This is a genomic window from Aeromonas schubertii (genome assembly GCF_000820105.1).
GTDB lineage: Bacteria > Pseudomonadota > Gammaproteobacteria > Enterobacterales > Aeromonadaceae > Aeromonas > Aeromonas schubertii.
In genome coordinates this window covers 109,323-124,069 of the sequence record NZ_CDDB01000001.1, presented here as the reverse complement: position 1 = coordinate 124,069, position 14,747 = coordinate 109,323, and the positions used below count along the sequence as shown (strand labels likewise).

The 14,747-nt window shown below is 61.3% G+C and carries 12 protein-coding genes; 4 read left to right on the top strand and 8 right to left on the bottom strand.

The genetic code is table 11. From position 1 onward, the window contains the following. Positions 1–6: 6 nt before the first annotated feature. Both BN1133_RS00505 and BN1133_RS00500 read left to right on the top strand, forming a co-directional pair. The gene (locus tag BN1133_RS00505; protein ID WP_050664613.1) at positions 7–3,123 is read left to right on the top strand and encodes an efflux RND transporter permease subunit; all 3,117 of its coding nucleotides are present in this window, start codon (positions 7–9) and stop codon (positions 3,121–3,123) included. 115 nt (positions 3,124–3,238) lie between these two features. Beyond that, positions 3,239–3,991 (top strand): substrate-binding periplasmic protein, encoded by a 753-nt coding sequence (locus BN1133_RS00500; protein ID WP_050664612.1) that lies wholly within the window; start codon positions 3,239–3,241, stop codon positions 3,989–3,991. Positions 3,992–4,046: 55 nt separating this feature from the next. On the opposite strand, the gene BN1133_RS00495 is transcribed toward BN1133_RS00500, so the two are convergent. From BN1133_RS00495 to BN1133_RS00460, 8 genes are all read right to left on the bottom strand, one after another. Continuing rightward, positions 4,047–5,012: a formate dehydrogenase subunit gamma gene (locus tag BN1133_RS00495; protein ID WP_050664611.1), complete on the bottom strand. Its 966-nt coding sequence runs from the start codon at positions 5,010–5,012 to the stop codon at positions 4,047–4,049. Further along, complete coding sequence (fdh3B, locus tag BN1133_RS00490; RefSeq protein ID WP_050664610.1) at positions 5,009–5,632, bottom strand: formate dehydrogenase FDH3 subunit beta; 624 nt, start codon at positions 5,630–5,632, stop codon at positions 5,009–5,011. The genes BN1133_RS00495 and fdh3B overlap by 4 nt, the downstream gene beginning before the upstream one ends. Before the next feature lie 4 nt (positions 5,633–5,636). After that, on the bottom strand, positions 5,637–8,492 hold the full coding sequence (locus tag BN1133_RS00485; RefSeq protein ID WP_050664609.1) for a formate dehydrogenase subunit alpha: 2,856 nt from the start codon (positions 8,490–8,492) through the stop codon (positions 5,637–5,639). 13 nt (positions 8,493–8,505) lie between these two features. Beyond that, complete coding sequence (locus tag BN1133_RS00480; RefSeq protein WP_050664608.1) at positions 8,506–8,703, bottom strand: twin-arginine translocation signal domain-containing protein; 198 nt, start codon at positions 8,701–8,703, stop codon at positions 8,506–8,508. 22 nt (positions 8,704–8,725) lie between these two features. Continuing rightward, complete coding sequence (locus BN1133_RS00475; protein WP_050664607.1) at positions 8,726–9,307, bottom strand: TorD/DmsD family molecular chaperone; 582 nt, start codon at positions 9,305–9,307, stop codon at positions 8,726–8,728. 9 nt (positions 9,308–9,316) lie between these two features. Then, complete coding sequence (locus BN1133_RS00470) at positions 9,317–10,933, bottom strand: 4Fe-4S binding protein (RefSeq protein ID WP_050664606.1); 1,617 nt, start codon at positions 10,931–10,933, stop codon at positions 9,317–9,319. Between the two features lie 127 nt (positions 10,934–11,060). Then, positions 11,061–11,462 carry a hypothetical protein gene (locus tag BN1133_RS00465; RefSeq protein ID WP_050664605.1) on the bottom strand — a complete coding sequence of 134 codons (402 nt, stop codon included), beginning with the start codon at positions 11,460–11,462 and terminating at the stop codon, positions 11,061–11,063. After that, entirely contained in the window at positions 11,459–11,941 is a 483-nt protein-coding gene (locus tag BN1133_RS00460; RefSeq protein ID WP_050664604.1) for a DUF3305 domain-containing protein, read from the bottom strand. Before BN1133_RS00460 ends, BN1133_RS00465 begins: the two co-directional genes overlap by 4 nt. 356 nt (positions 11,942–12,297) lie before the next feature. Here BN1133_RS00460 and BN1133_RS19910 point away from each other — a divergent pair, with 356 nt between their 5' ends. After that, positions 12,298–13,791 carry a hypothetical protein gene (locus tag BN1133_RS19910; protein WP_153006670.1) on the top strand — a complete coding sequence of 498 codons (1,494 nt, stop codon included), beginning with the start codon at positions 12,298–12,300 and terminating at the stop codon, positions 13,789–13,791. Between the two features lie 101 nt (positions 13,792–13,892). Further along, entirely contained in the window at positions 13,893–14,735 is an 843-nt protein-coding gene (locus BN1133_RS00455; protein ID WP_050664603.1) for a formate dehydrogenase accessory sulfurtransferase FdhD, read from the top strand. Positions 14,736–14,747: the final 12 nt, after the last annotated feature.

Genomic DNA, 14,747 nt, shown 5'->3' with positions numbered 1-14,747 from the left:
GTCTCCATGTTTTCCAAGTTCTTTATAGAGCGCCCCATCTTCGCCAGCGTGATCTCGATCATCATAGTGCTGGGCGGGTTGGCGGCGATGCGCTCACTGCCGGTAGAGCAGTACCCCCAGATCACTCCGGCCGTGGTCTCGGTGACCGCCTTCTACCCGGGCGCCACCCCCGAGGTGATCTCCCAGACCGTGGCCGCCCCCATTGAACAGCAGGTCAACGGGGTCGAGAACATGATCTACATGCAGTCTGGCTCCGCCTCCAACGGCCAGATGAACCTCAACGTCTACTTCGACATCGGGGTCGACCCGGATCAGGCGACCATCGACGTCAACAACCGGGTCTCGGCCGCCATGGCCCAGTTGCCCGAAGAGGTGAAGAAACAGGGTGTGACGGTGCGCAAGAAGTCCACCTCCATCCTGCAGGTGGTCACGCTGCAATCTCCGAACGGCTCGTTTGATACCACCTATCTGTCGAACTACGCCCTGCTCAACATCATCGACGAGCTCAAGCGTATCCCCGGCGTGGGCGACACCACCCTGTTCGGCGGTACCGACTACGCCATGCGGATCTGGCTGCGCCCGGACCGACTGGCCCAGTTGCAGCTCACCCCGAGCGATGTGATCGGCGCCATCCGCGAGCAGAACACCCAGTTCGCCGCGGGCAAGATCGGCTCCCAGCCCACCAGCACCCCCACCGACTTCACCTACACGGTGCAGACCAAGGGACGCCTGGATGACGTGAAGGAGTTCGAGAACATCATCATCCGCGCCATGCCGGATGGCTCCAAGACTCGCGTCAAGGACGTGGCCCGGGTTGAGCTGGGTGGCAAGGATTATGACGTACTGGCCCGTGCCAACGGCAAGCCGGCCATCGGTATCGCCACCTATCTGCAACCGGGTGCCAACGCGGTCGCGGTCGCCGATCAGGTGCGTGAGACCATGGAGCGCCTGCAGCAACGCTTCCCGCAGGATGTGGAGTACCAGATCCCCTATGACACCACAGAGTTCGTGAAGATCTCCATCGAGGAGGTGGTTCACACCCTGCTCGAGGCGATCGTGCTGGTGTTCGTGGTGGTCTATCTGTTCCTGCAGAACTTCCGCGCCACCCTGATCCCCTGTATCGCGGTGCCGGTGTCGCTCATCGGTACCTTCGCCGGCATGCTGATGCTGGGCTTCTCCATCAACCTGCTGACCCTGTTCGGCATGGTGCTCGCCATCGGTATCGTGGTCGATGACGCCATCGTGGTGCTGGAGAACGTCGAGCGGATCATGAGCGAGAAGAAGTGCTCTCCCAAGGAGGCCGCCATCCTCGCCATGCAGGAGGTCTCGGGCCCCGTGGTCGCCATCGTGCTGGTGCTCTCGGCGGTGTTCCTGCCGGTCGCCTTCATGGGCGGCATGACCGGGGTGATGTACAAGCAGTTCGCCATCACCATCGCCGTGTCGGTGGCCATCTCCGGCCTGGTGGCACTGACCCTGTCACCGGCCCTGTGCGCCATCTTGCTCAAAGAGGGTCATCACCAGCCGGCCCGCTTCTTCGTCTGGTTCAACAACGCCTTTGATCAGCTCACCCGCCGCTATGTGCGCGGAGTGGCCTTCCTCAATCGCCGCGTCGGCGTGGCCTTTGGCATCATCGCGATTATCCTCGGCTGCAGCTATGTGCTGTTCCACAAGGTGCCGGGTGCCCTGGTGCCCGACGAAGACCAGGGCTACCTCATCGGCTCCGTGATGCTGCCCGATGCGGCCGCCCTGACCCGAACCCAGGCGGTGGCCAACGATTTTGACAAGATCGCCATGGCCAACCCCAACGTGAAGGATGTGATCACCTTCTCGGGTTTTGACATCCTGTCGGGCTCCATCATCAGCAACCGCGGCCTCACCTTCGTCACCCTCAAAGACTGGAACGAGCGTCAGGGGGCAGGGCAAGACTCCTTCTCCCTGGCCAAGACCTTCCAGGGGATGAGTCTGATGGGGCTGGCCGATGGCTTCACCGCCACCTTCAACCCGCCGCCCATCACCGGCATGTCCACCACAGGTGGCCTCGAGGGTTACTTGCAAAACCGGGGAACCGGCGACGTGCATGCCTTCGCGGGTGAGGTGCAGCGCTTCCTCGATGCCGCCAAGGATCGCCCCGAGTTTGCCAGCGTGACCACCACCTTCCGCGCCAACGTGCCCCAGGTCTTCCTGGATCTCGACCGCGAGAAGGCCAAGGCGCTGGGGCTGCCCATCAACGCCGTGTTCGACACCATGCAGGCCACCTTCGGCCAGGTCTATGTCAACGACTTCAACCAGTTCGGCCGTACCTACCGGGTGCAGTTGCAGTCCGAGGCGGATTACCGGGCCAAGAAGAGCGACATCCGTAACGTCTATGTGCGTTCGAACAGCGGCGAGATGATCCCCCTCACCAGCCTGGTGACGGTGCGCGATGCCACCGGCCCCGAGCTGGTCGAGCGCTTCAACATCTTCCCGGCCGCCAAGATCATGGCCCAGCCGGCCCCGGGTGTGAGCTCGGGCCAGGCGATCAAGGCCCTGGAAGAGGTGGCCGCCAAGACGCTCGGTAACGACGCCAAGCTGGAGTGGACCGGCGCCGCCTACCAGGAGAAGGCGGCCGCCGGCAGCGCTGCCATGGCGTTTGGCTTCGGTATCGTGATGATCTTCCTCATCCTGGCCGCCCAGTATGAGCGCTGGAGCCTGCCGTTTGCGGTGATCACCGCCGTGCCGTTCGCCCTGTTCGGCGCCCTGCTCGCCACCTGGGCCGTGGGGCTCACCAACAACGTCTACTTCCAGATAGGTCTGGTGACGCTGGTGGGGCTGGCGGCCAAGAACGCCATCCTGATCGTGGAGTTCGCGGTGATGAAGCATGAAGAGGGGATGACCCTCATCGAGTCGGCCCTGGAGGCGGCGCGTTTGCGTTTCCGTCCCATCGTCATGACCTCGTTGGCGTTTATCCTCGGCTGTGTGCCCCTGGTCACCTCCAGTGGTGCCGGCGCCGCGAGCCGTCATGCCCTCGGCTGGCCGGTCATCGGCGGCATGCTGGCGGCGACCTTTATCGCCATCTTCTTCATCCCCCTCTTCTTCCGCCTCATCATGAGAAGCTCGGAGAAACGGGAGAAGCAGGCCCAGTAAGCGCTGCACACCCCTGAATAAACACCCTACCCTCGCCCCGGCGAGGGTATTTTTTTGTCACAAACTATCGGGATCCCTCACCTAAACTCAAGAAAACCTGGCTGGAACACCTGATATGCTGATCTCCCTTTGGCTCTCTGCCACCCTGGCCACCTCGACCATCACCGCCTGTGGTCATCACGACTACCCGCCCTGGAACTGGTTAAGCGATGGCAAGATCATCGGTGTCTGTGCCGACGTGGTCAGCACCCTCTACCGGCGGCTCGGCTTTAGTGTCGACCTCTCCTATGTGGGGCCCTGGGCCCGTTGTCAGCAGAAGGTGGCCTCCGGTGAGGTGGACATCAACATCTGCTCCCTGCGCAATCCGGAACGCGAGGGCTACTCACAATTCAGCCAGACCCCGATGGCCTTTAACGACATGGCCATCTTCGTGCGCCAGCCCACCCCCAGGCTCATGCAAGGACGCGAGGATCTCACCGACCAACGGGGCGCCATGATGCTCGGCGTGAGCCTGGGGGGTGAGCTCGATGCCTTTTTGGAGACACACACCCGGATCCACAGGGTCGGAACCCTCAGGCAGATGTTTGGCCTGCTGGCCAGTGAGCGGGTCGACTTCGTCCCCTATGGCCGCGCCGCCGGCCGTCTCTTTCTCAGAGAGAACTATCCCCAGAGCGGTCTGGCCGATCTCCCCTGGCCCCTGCAACGAAGTGAGCTCTATATCTCCATCTCCCTCCGTTCGCCCCACCTGGCCACCCTGGAGCGCCTCGAGCCCATGCTTCAGGCACCCGGCATGAGCCAGTGGGTCGAGCAGTTGCTGGACAAGTACGAGACCCTCTATCTGGAGCAACAGCGCAAGAGCAAGCCTTGAGATCCCGACCAAAGAGAGAGGGCGCCTGATGGCGCCCTCTGTATTTCCCTTGCCGTCAGCGCTTGGGCGCCGGGGGCTCCAGGGTGTGTTTTACCTCTTCATACCAGAGATCGTGGTGCTCCTTGGCCCAGGTCTCGTCCACCTCGCCGGTCACCATCCCCTCCAGCGCCCCTTCCAGCTGGAACAGGCCCATGTAGATATGGAAGATGAAGCCGCAGATGAGGATGAGGGCGCCGACGATATGGATGAAGCTGGCCCACTCCATCTGGCGGCGCAGTTGGCCGAAGATGGGGAAGTCCAGAAACAGCCCGGTCGCCACCACGATGCCGCCAAACCAGATGAGCAGCCAGAAGATCGCCTTCTCACCGCCGTTGGAGAAGCCCGCCGAGGGGTGACTCCCCTTGTGCTTGCCCAGCATGCCGCCAAATTTCATAAACCACTGCACATCGACCATGTTGACGATGTTGTGGCGAAACCACTTGATGAGCACCCCGAGCAAACAGAGGAAGAAAAGCGGCCCCACATAGTTGTGAAACACCTTGGCAAACCAGATCCAGTTCTGCCAGACACCGATGCTCACCACCGGCTTGATGAAGTACTTGCCATAGATGATGGCAAGCCCGGACCCTGCCAGGGTCAGGAACATGGTCGCCGTGGTCCAGTGCAGGGCCCTGTCCATCCGGCTCCAGCGCTTGAGCTTGCGCCCGGTTCTGGGCTTGGAGAGCCTGGTCTGCCCCACCACCAGGTAGAAGAGGCCGCACATGCCCAGAGAGCCGAAGATGGCCAGGGCCCCGAGGGGCGACACCCACTTGGTCTTCACCTCAAACCACACCTGACCCGGCACCGAGATGAGTACCCCGTGCTCGGGAGAGCGGGAGGTGGTGGTCCCCTCCTGCCCGTCCTTCACCGCCCGCCAGTAGTCGGCCCCGGCAAAGCCGATGGCCTCCTTCCTGGCATCGGCAACGCTTGCGGTACTCACCATCAGCAGGGCAGCAAACAGGGCCATTAGCCAGGTTTTCATGCCGCCCCTCCCTTGCTCACCTTGCTGGCGTCGTGGAACAGCTCATCCCCGCTGCTCCAGGCGGCCTCTTTGGCACCGCGATAAGCGACCCGCTCCCGGAAGATGTCGGAGATCATGGCCGCATCCCCGGCCAGCAAGGCCTTGGTGGAGCAGAGCTCGGCACACATGGGCAGCTTGCCTTCGGCGATGCGGTTGGCCCCATACTTCTTGCGCTCCGCCTCGCTGTGATCCTCCTCCGGTCCGCCGGCGCAGAAGGTGCACTTGTCCATCTTGCCGCGCTCGCCGAAGGCACCCTGCTTGGGAAACTGGGGGGCGCCGAACGGACAGGCAAACAGGCAGTAGCCGCAGCCGATGCAGAGATCCTTGTTGTGCAGCACTATGCCGTCGTCGGTGTGATAGAAGCAGTCGGCCGGACAGACCGCCATGCAGGGGGCGTCGGTGCAGTGCATGCAGGCCACCGAGATGGAGGTCTCGCCGGGCAGGCCGTCATTGAGGGTCACCACACGGCGGCGCTGGATGCCCCACTCCAGGGCATCGTCGTTCTCGTTCTTGCACGCGGTCACACAGCCGTTGCACTCGATGCAGCGCTTGGTGTCACACAAAAACTTCATTCTGGCCATGGGGTCAGGCTCCTACTTTACGAAAACGGCACAGGGTGACCTTGGTCTCCTGCATCTGGGTAACCGGGTCATAGCCATAGGTGGTGACGATGTTGACCGACTCACCCAGCACATAGGGGTCAGACCCTTGCGGGTATTTGGATCTCAGATCCTGACCCTCGAAGTGACCACCGAAGTGGAATGGCATAAAGGCGAGCCCCGCCTTGACCCTCGGCGTCACCAGGGCTTTCACCTTGACCCGGCCCCCCTCCGGCCCCTCGACCCACACATCCTGGCCGTCGCGCACGCCCACGTCGTTGGCGTCCACCGGGTTCATCTCGACGAACATCTCCTGCTGCAGCTCGGCGAGCCAGGGGTTGGAGCGGGTCTCGTCGCCCCCTCCCTCGTATTCGACCAGACGGCCCGAGGTGAGGATGATGGGAAACTCCTTGCTGACGTCTTTCTCCTGCACCGAGGCGTACTGGGTCGGCAGGCGCCACAGGCTCTTGGCATCGGGCCAGGTGGCGTAGTCGGCCAGCAGATCCCGGCGCGGGGTGTAGAGGGGCTCACGGTGCTTGGGCACCTGATCCGGGAAGGTCCACACCAGGCAGCGCGCCTTGCCGTTGCCATAGGGGGTATAGCCGTGCTTGATGGCGACCCGCTGGATCCCGCCGGAGAGGTCGGTCTTCCAGTTCTTGCCCTCGGCCGCCAGCTTCTCGGCCTCAGTCAGCTCATCCCACCAGCCAAGCTGTTTGAGCAGATCCGCGGTGATCTCGGGATAACCATCCTGAATCTCGCTGCCCTTGGGCCAGGAGTCCTCGGCCAGCAGGGAGACCCCCTGGTACTCGACCCCGAAGCGCGGACGAAAACCGCCGCCCCCTTCCGACACCGGGATGCTGGTGTCGTAGAGGATGTGGCTGCCCGGGTGTTTCATCTCGGGGGTGCCCCAGCAGGGCCAGGGCAAGCCGTAGATCTCGCCGCTCACGGCGCCCCCTTCGGCCTTGAGGCTGGTCTTGTTGAAGGTGTGCCAGCTCTGCTGGTGCGCCTTGAGGCGCTCCGGGCTCTGGCCGGTGTAACCGATGGTCCACATGCCGCGGTTATACTCGCGCACCACGTCCTCGAGCAGGGGCTGGTTGTGCTCGACCTTGATGTGCTTGAAGAGCTGATCGGCAAAACCCAGCTTCTTGCTCAAGAGATACATGATCTCGTGATCGACCTTGGACTCGAACAGGGGCTCGACCACCTTGTCGCGCCACTGCATGGAGCGGTTGGTGGCCGTCACCGAGCCATAGGTCTCGAACTGGGTGGTGGCCGGCAGGAGATAGACGCCGTCGGTGCGATCGTTCATCACGGCGGCGACGGTGGGGTACGGGTCAACGATCACCATCATGTCGAGCTTTTGCATCGCCTTCTTCATCTCGGGGCCGCGGGTCTGGGAGTTGACCGCGTGACCCCAGTAGAACATGGCGCGAATGTTGGTGCCCTGCTCGATGAGATCGACCTTCTCCAACACCCCGTCCACCCAGCGGGAGACCGGGATGCCGTTGCTGTTCATGGGGAACTTGCCGTTATAGGCCTTGTTGTCGAAGCGGCCCTTGATCCACTCGTAGTCAAGATCCCACACCTTGGCCCAGTGCTTCCAGGCCCCCTCTTCCAGCCCGTAGTAGCCGGGCAGGGTGTCGGAGGTGACGCCAAAGTCGGTGGCCCCCTGCACGTTGTCGTGGCCACGGAAGATGTTGGTGCCACCGCCGCTCTTGCCCACGTTGCCAAGGGCCAGCTCGAGGATGCAGTAGGCGCGGGTATTGTTGTTGCCGGTAGTGTGCTGGGTGCCACCCATGCACCAGACCACGCAGCCGGGGCGGTTATCGGAGAGCAGCTTGGCGGCGCCGCGGACCTCTTGTTCGTTCAGACCGGTCACCCGCTCCACTTCCGCCGGGGTCCAGCGTGCCACCTCTTTTTTCACCTCGTCCAGGCCAAACACCCGGGTGCGGATGAACTCCTTGTCTTCCCAACCGTTTTGGAAGATGTGCCAGAGCAGCCCCCAGATAAAGGCGACGTCGGTGCCCGGGCGCAGGGAGAGGTACATGTCCGCCTTGGCGGCGGTGCGGGTACGGCGCGGATCCACCACCAGGATCTTGCAGCCGTTGCGCTCTTTCGCCAGCAGGATGTGCTGCATGGCGACCGGGTGGGCCTCGGCCGGGTTGGAGCCGATAAACATGATTGACTTGCTGTTGTGCATGTCGTTCAGGCTGTTGGTCATGGCCCCGTAGCCCCAGGTGTTGGCGACCCCTGCGACCGTGGTGGAGTGGCAGATCCGCGCCTGGTGATCCACGTTGTTGGTGCCCCACAGGGAGGCCATCTTGCGAAACAGGTAGGCCTGCTCGTTGGAGTGCTTGGCAGAGCCGAGCCAGTAGACGCTGTCGGGGCCGGACTCCTTGCGAAGGCGCAGCACCTCATTGCCCACCTCTTCGATGGCCTGATCCCAGCTGATGCGCTGCCACTTGCCGCCCACCAGCTTCATGGGGTACTTGAGGCGACGCTCCCCGTGGCCATGCTCGCGCAGGGCCGCCCCCTTGGCGCAGTGACCACCCAGGTTGAAGGGGTGATCGAAGGCCGGCTCCTGACCGGTCCACACCCCCTCCTGCACCTCGGCATAGACGCCGCAGCCCACCGAGCAGTGGGAGCAGATGGTGCGCTTCACCTCGACCGGGGCGGCAAAGGGGATCTCCTTGGCCTCGGCCCGGCGCATCATGCCCGGCGCCAGCCAGCCGGCCGCCAGGGCACCGCCGGCCGCCAGGCCTGAGTTGACCATAAAGGCGCGGCGGGTCATCCCCTGGCCGTTCACCGGTGCAAGATGCGCATCGCGTTTTTTCAGTTTCATCGTCCCCGACTCCTCACTCGGTACCGCGCAATGAGCGGTAGTAGGCCTTCACATGATCGCTCTCGCGATAGCCATTGCCCTGCTCGGGGGCATCCCCGTCCGCGGCCACGGCCTGGCTCGCGGCCCCTATCACGGCACCGGCCACCACCGCCACCCCCGCTCCCTTGAGCAGGTGGCGACGGGAGGGGTTCTCCAGCTTCTCATCGCTCATGCTGTACTCTCCGTCTGTGTCGTTATTGTCTTGAGAAGTCGACCCGCGGCGCCCCAAAGGGCAGACGCAGGGCCATCTCCTGGGTAAAGAAGTCGTCGGCCAGGGCCGCGACGCTGCGGTAGAAGGCGGCGCTGCCCGCCTTCTGTTGATCCCGGCAGCAGGCGCCGACCCAGGGGGCCAGGTGCTGCTCGAAGAAGGGGTTGCGGGCCGGGTGCTCCTCGGCGCAGAGGATCGCCATCACCTCGCACAGGGCGGCCAGGTGATCCTCGGGCTCGCACACCCCGCTCTGACGCTCGAAGCCGAGGCGGGCCAAGTCCCGGCGCAGCACGGCAAGGGGCATCTCCATCAGAGAGCCGGTGAGGTACCAGGAGGCAAAGGGCACGATTTCGCCGCGTCCCAGGCCAATGAAGAGATCCTGATACTCCTCGGCCAGCTCCTGCTCGCTGCGGCTGCTCGCCGCCAGTTGCAGCAGGCCGAGGCCACGGGCCAGGGGGCCCGGCGTCGCCTCCAGGGTTCGCAGCCACTGCAGCTGCTCCCCCGCCGGGGGGGCACGCCACAGGCTGGCGAGCAGGGCATAGATGTCACTGCGTATGGTTTCGTTCATGGTGCGCCCTTATACCTTGACCTGATCCAGCGGATTGGCCACCAGGGGCTCGAACACATCGCGCACCCGGCAATCCTCACACATCAATAGCCGATCGAAGGCCGCCCCCTGAAACTGGCTGTGACCGGCCAGCTTCTCGCGAATGCGTCGCACCAGAGAGGCCGGCGCATAGGGCTTGCCACAACGAATGCAGCAGGCGGGCTCCTCCCCCTTGAGCTGGCGAGCGCTGCGGCGCGCCTGCGTGTCGGGCAGCAGGCGCGGCGAAAGCGCGATGACCCGCTCCGGGCAGGCCCGCTCGCACAGGCCGCACTGCACGCAGGATTGCTCGGTAAAATGGAGCGCCGGCATATCCCCGGGGCTGTGCAGGGCGCCGGTGGGGCAGACCGCCACGCACCCCATGCAGAGGGTGCAGTCGGCCTCGGCCAGCACCACGGCCCCGTAGGGGGCGCCGGCGGGCAGGGGGATGGGCTGATCAGTGCCGGCATCACCACGCAGGGCATCGAAGGCGGCGAACAGGCGCTCGCGCTTGCCCCCCTTTACCGGGCGAGCCAGCAACGGCAGACGCGCCACCGGGGCCGGCAGCGGACTCTCTCCATCCCACAGAGCGATGGCATCCCGGGGCAGGCCGGCGCCGCCGAGCAGGAATTGGGCCTGGGCCACCTCCTGCTCCAGGGTCTGGCGCACCGTGGGGCCGCACCCGGTGGTGAGGATGCGCACCTGACCGGCGCCGGCCGCCAGGGCCAGCAACCAGCTCTCGACCCCGACCGACCCCACCTCGTCGACCGAGAGGGGAAGCCAGTGGCCGGGCAGCTGCTCGAGGGCCAGGGGCGTTTCGTGTGCGACGATCAGCAAGGAGGGGTGATGGCCCCCGGCCGCCCGGTAGCGCTCGAGCAGGCGCCAGAGGTAATCCTCGAGCACCTCGGGTTCGGGCTCCCGATAGTGGATGGCGCCGGTAGGACAGGCGCTGGCACAGCTGCCAAGCCCCTGACAGAGGAAGGGATCGATACGCACCTGCCCCGCCTCGACCCTGATGGCATCGCTGGCGCAGCGATCCAGACAGCGACTGCAGCCGGGCACGCCACGGGCGGTAAAGGCGCACGCCTCGCTATCCAGGGTGAAGTAGCGGGGCTTGTCGAAGAGGCCAATCATTCCCGCCAGCGCCTCCATCGCCTCGGCCAGCGCCTCGTCATCGGCCAGATGGCGATAGCCGAAGGGGGGACGCTCGAGGGCGATGAGGGGGCGCAGTCCCAGATCGAGCACCAGATCGAAGTGCCCCTGGGGACCATGGCAGAGACGCTCGAGCAGAAGGCTCTCCCCTCCCTGGCTTCGCACGCGCAATGAGAAGTGGCCAAGATAGCCCTCGAGGGCAGCATCGCGCACCGTGAGGCTCTCAAGGGCTGCGGTGGCGTTGAAGATGGCCTCCAGATCCCGGGCCTGGCTGTCGCTGGGCTGCTCGCTCACCGCCAGGGTGAGGTGAAGCTCGGGGGCCGCCAGGGCCGCCGCCCGGCGTACCCTGTCCTCGGGGCCAATCAGCAGCAGCCGGCCCCGGCTCTCGTAGGTCACGCTGACCGGCAGCAGGCTGTCGGCCCGGCCGGTCTGACGCAGGGCCTCGCCCCGCGCACTCATATTGTGTTGTTCGACGCTCACAGTGTTTCCTCGTTGCAGCCGGACTGCATGGGCCCGGTTGCTTATGGGGGGATGAAATAGCAATAAGTCGGCCAGGAGGGCGGGAGTAAAACTCCCCCCAAGGGAGTCAGGATCCGGCCGGTGGCTCCTCACCCTCTACCGCAGGGACAATTTGTCCCACCTCGCCTGCCAAAATGTCCCTATCCTCTTCACGGGTTAAGAGATCCCCCGCCCAGCCGCGCAGGGTCGCCACCAGTTCCGGGGAGAGCAGCTCGGGGCGGGTAAAATCCTGGGTGTAGTCGTCGAGCCCATCGGGCTGCTGGGTGCGAAACAGGGCGCGCAGGGTCTCTCTGTCCGGCAGGGGCGAGGCCCGGGAACCGGTGTCCGCCGCAGGCCCGTCCGCCTCCTGACAGGGCTCGGGCTGGTCGCCGCCGGCGGGGTCGGTAACCTCCGGGAGCATTTCGCCTTCCGGCGAAGACTCCTCTTGGGCCAACTTGCGGCTCGACCAGCGGCGCAGAAACTCGCTCATGGCTGCGCCCCTTCCAGCGGATCCCCGTGCAGGGTGCACGCATCCGGCCCCACCGTCTCGCGGGCGCGTCCCTTGCCCTTCTTGCCCTTGCCGCGGCGCTCGATAAGCTCACCATGGCGACCGATAAAGGCCTCGCACCAGGCCTGCAGCGCCTCTGGCAGCGGGCAGGAGAGGACGGTGCGCTCCCCGTCCATATAGGCGGCGGCCAGGGTCTGGCTCAAGGTCAGAAAATCCGGGCGCAGGGCCTCGGCGGGGCCGCTGGCGATCAGAAACAGGCGCGGGGCATCGGCGCTTAAGTTAAAGCGGTAGTCGCTGCGCTCGTCGCGATAGAGGGTCAGCGGCAGGGCCCCCGGCTCCTCGCCGGCCGGCAGCACGCCGTCGAGCTCGGGGCGCAGGCTCTGCCAGCGGCCAACCCGGCTCTGGTGCAGGGTGATAAGGGGGCGCAGCCAGCGCTGCTCGGTATGGGGGGAAGAGGTCATCGTTGGCTCCCGGTGCGACAGTTCTCCCGGCCGCGCCCCCCTGTTTAGCCCCTGTCGGGGCAGCTTAAGACAGCAAACTCGGGGCGGCACGGCCATCAGTGGGAGAAGACATAGCAAGAGTGGGGCCAAGGCGGGGTTGGTAGCCGATGGGGGCTTTGCTGAGGGTGGGGGCATCGTGCGGGATTTGGGTTGGCGCTGAGCATAGGTTGGTGCAGAGCGCAGCGCCCAACATGCAAGGTTTAGTTTCAAATCACAGATGTCGAAATTTTAAAGATGAACTATTGATAATCGCCATCTTTTTCTAAAAAATCACTTTTGTTTCGAATGACTATTCGAGGTATAGAATGATTCATAGTGTGAAATTAGCATGGGGAATTAATCTTAATGGCGATATAACGCATATTTCTGAGGTCCTTAATGGAAATAAATGCCAATGTTTGTGCATTGAATGTGGTGGTGCACTGTGCGCTAATCAAGGAGAAGTTAAAACTTGGTATTTCTCTCATCAAGTAGATACTAATTGTTCAGGTGAGAGCATTATCCACTTTTTAGCAAAAAAAATTATCGAGGATGCGTCAAGAAATTCTGAACCACTATATTTACCTTGTTTAGAAGGAGAACTTGAATCATATTGTGACCTCGATGAGCGATATGTTGAGCGCTGGTATTACAAAAAACTATTTCTAACTGATTACACTGCTAATTCGGAAGTAAAGATTGATGATATTGTGGCCGATGTGTTGTGTGAAGATCATAGCACAAGCCAATTATTTGCCGTTGAAATTTATCGTACACATAAAAAAGATGACATTGCTATTTCAAAATTTGAACAAAAAAGTCTTATGTCCATCGAGATAGACCTTAGTGAACTTGAGCTAGATATAGCCAAGAGCGAGTTAAAAAACAATGTATTAAAAACTGCGCCTAGAAGGTGGATATTCAACAGCGAAGAGGAAAATCTAATCGCTGAAGCTCAGCGGAAGTTAGAACAAAAAACAAAACATATCAACACTGAAAATTTCAATAAGTTTTTAACATATATCGCTTCTACTGACATATCGAATTTTTCAAAAAACATAAAAATACCAAATTTAGAAAATAAAGAAGAAGCTATCAATTTTGTAGGTAAAAAAATAACTCATAGAAAAAGCGTGCCGCTAACAATAACAAAGCTAACTACGCCATCATCATTTGACTCTGACAAACGAATTGCTCATGCAACAGCAGAGATAAACCACAAAACTTGGCATGATATTTTTTTCGTTTTAGGTGATAACTCTGATTTGATTTATGAAAATCCTAAGCCGTATATAGTTGCCATAACAAGGTTACATAATAATGGTAGTTATCGCTCAAAATGCGAGATGAGAAACATTATAACTTGGAGGGATGTCTTAAAAAAGAGAACCTTGGCTGAGTTAAGTGACAAGATTAGCTCTATAGAAAATGATGTAATGTCATTTTACATGAAATCAGACAAGGAGAAGATATTATATCTCTGTACTTCGTTAAATATAGCCCCACCAACTCTCAAAGATAAATACAGCCAGATAAAGCCTTACTGGAATGCTAGTGGCTACGCATGGCGGTTAACATTATATAAATACCACTTATCTCGTGATGAGAAGATAAATTGTGAACTACTATCAAAAGACAAAACACTTCAAAAGAGATTCAATTTCCCTGAAGATGAAGAATCTCGAAGACGTCGGTCAATAGATATTTATTTTTGGTTGCGAGATATCATAGCCGACAAAGGTCTCGTTTATCGCACACACAAGCTCACGTATCAAATTAAGACTAGTTGTAAACTTAAACACAAAATTAATACCATTGCTGACTTACTTTAACCCTCAATGGAAATGTAACAAAAAACATCACTAAAAATAATCTGGAACAAAACTTGCTCTGTCCCTTCTCTAAACACCCCACTATCGGTCATGAGGGCCTTATGACACCGACCTTTATCAAGAGCAATGCCGCCGCCCGGCTTACCATGGCCGTGGAGATTATCGACGAGCAGGGGGAGTGCCACACCCAGCATATCGCCTGCGAGCGGCCGCTCACCGTCTATCTCAACTGGAAGGAGGTGGTGACCCTGATGACCCTGGGGGCCCGCCCCGAGGCACTGGTGCTGGGTTATCTCAAGAATCAGGGATTTATCCGGGATCTGGGGGCCATCGAATCCCTGATCGTGGACTGGGAGAGCGAGGCGGCCGCCCTGGTAACCGCCGAGGCGACCGGGGGCATCGACAAGGCGCTGGAGAAAAAGACGGTCACCTCGGGCTGCGGTCAGGGGACCATGTATGGCAGCGTGATGAAACAGCTCGAAGGGGTGGTGCTGGCACAACCCAGGGTGCGCCAGAGCACCCTCTATGGGCTGCTCAAGGCGCTCTCGGCCCACAACGACACCTACAAGATGGCCGGCGCCGTGCACGGCTGCGCCCTGTGCCGGGGTACCGAGATCGTCTCGTTTGTGGAGGACGTGGGGCGCCACAATGCGGTGGATACCCTGGCGGGCGAGCTGTGGCTCTCGGGGGCGTCGGGGGAGGATCTTATCTTCTACACCACGGGGCGACTCACCTCGGAGATGGTGATCAAGGTGGCGCAGATGGGCATTCCGGTGCTGCTGTCGCGCTCGGGGGTCACCCAGATGGGGCTGGATCTGGCCCGGCGCCTCGGCATCACCATGATTGCCCGCGCCAAGGGGCGCCACTTCCAGGTCTTTACCGGCCAGGACAATCTCGAGCTCGACGACAAGCCCCCTGTGCTGGAGGGGGTGCGCCGTGGCTAAGCCCGGGGCTCC

Coding starts and splice junctions, on each gene's coding strand:
- BN1133_RS00505 (WP_050664613.1), top strand. CDS start 7: ATGTTTTCCAAGTTCTTTATAGAGCGCCCCATCTTCGCCAGCGTGATC.
- BN1133_RS00500 (WP_050664612.1), top strand. CDS start 3,239: ATGCTGATCTCCCTTTGGCTCTCTGCCACCCTGGCCACCTCGACCATC.
- BN1133_RS00495 (WP_050664611.1), bottom strand. CDS start 5,012: ATGAAAACCTGGCTAATGGCCCTGTTTGCTGCCCTGCTGATGGTGAGT.
- fdh3B (WP_050664610.1), bottom strand. CDS start 5,632: ATGGCCAGAATGAAGTTTTTGTGTGACACCAAGCGCTGCATCGAGTGC.
- BN1133_RS00485 (WP_050664609.1), bottom strand. CDS start 8,492: ATGAAACTGAAAAAACGCGATGCGCATCTTGCACCGGTGAACGGCCAG.
- BN1133_RS00480 (WP_050664608.1), bottom strand. CDS start 8,703: ATGAGCGATGAGAAGCTGGAGAACCCCTCCCGTCGCCACCTGCTCAAG.
- BN1133_RS00475 (WP_050664607.1), bottom strand. CDS start 9,307: ATGAACGAAACCATACGCAGTGACATCTATGCCCTGCTCGCCAGCCTG.
- BN1133_RS00470 (WP_050664606.1), bottom strand. CDS start 10,933: ATGAGTGCGCGGGGCGAGGCCCTGCGTCAGACCGGCCGGGCCGACAGC.
- BN1133_RS00465 (WP_050664605.1), bottom strand. CDS start 11,462: ATGAGCGAGTTTCTGCGCCGCTGGTCGAGCCGCAAGTTGGCCCAAGAG.
- BN1133_RS00460 (WP_050664604.1), bottom strand. CDS start 11,941: ATGACCTCTTCCCCCCATACCGAGCAGCGCTGGCTGCGCCCCCTTATC.
- BN1133_RS00455 (WP_050664603.1), top strand. CDS start 13,893: ATGACACCGACCTTTATCAAGAGCAATGCCGCCGCCCGGCTTACCATG.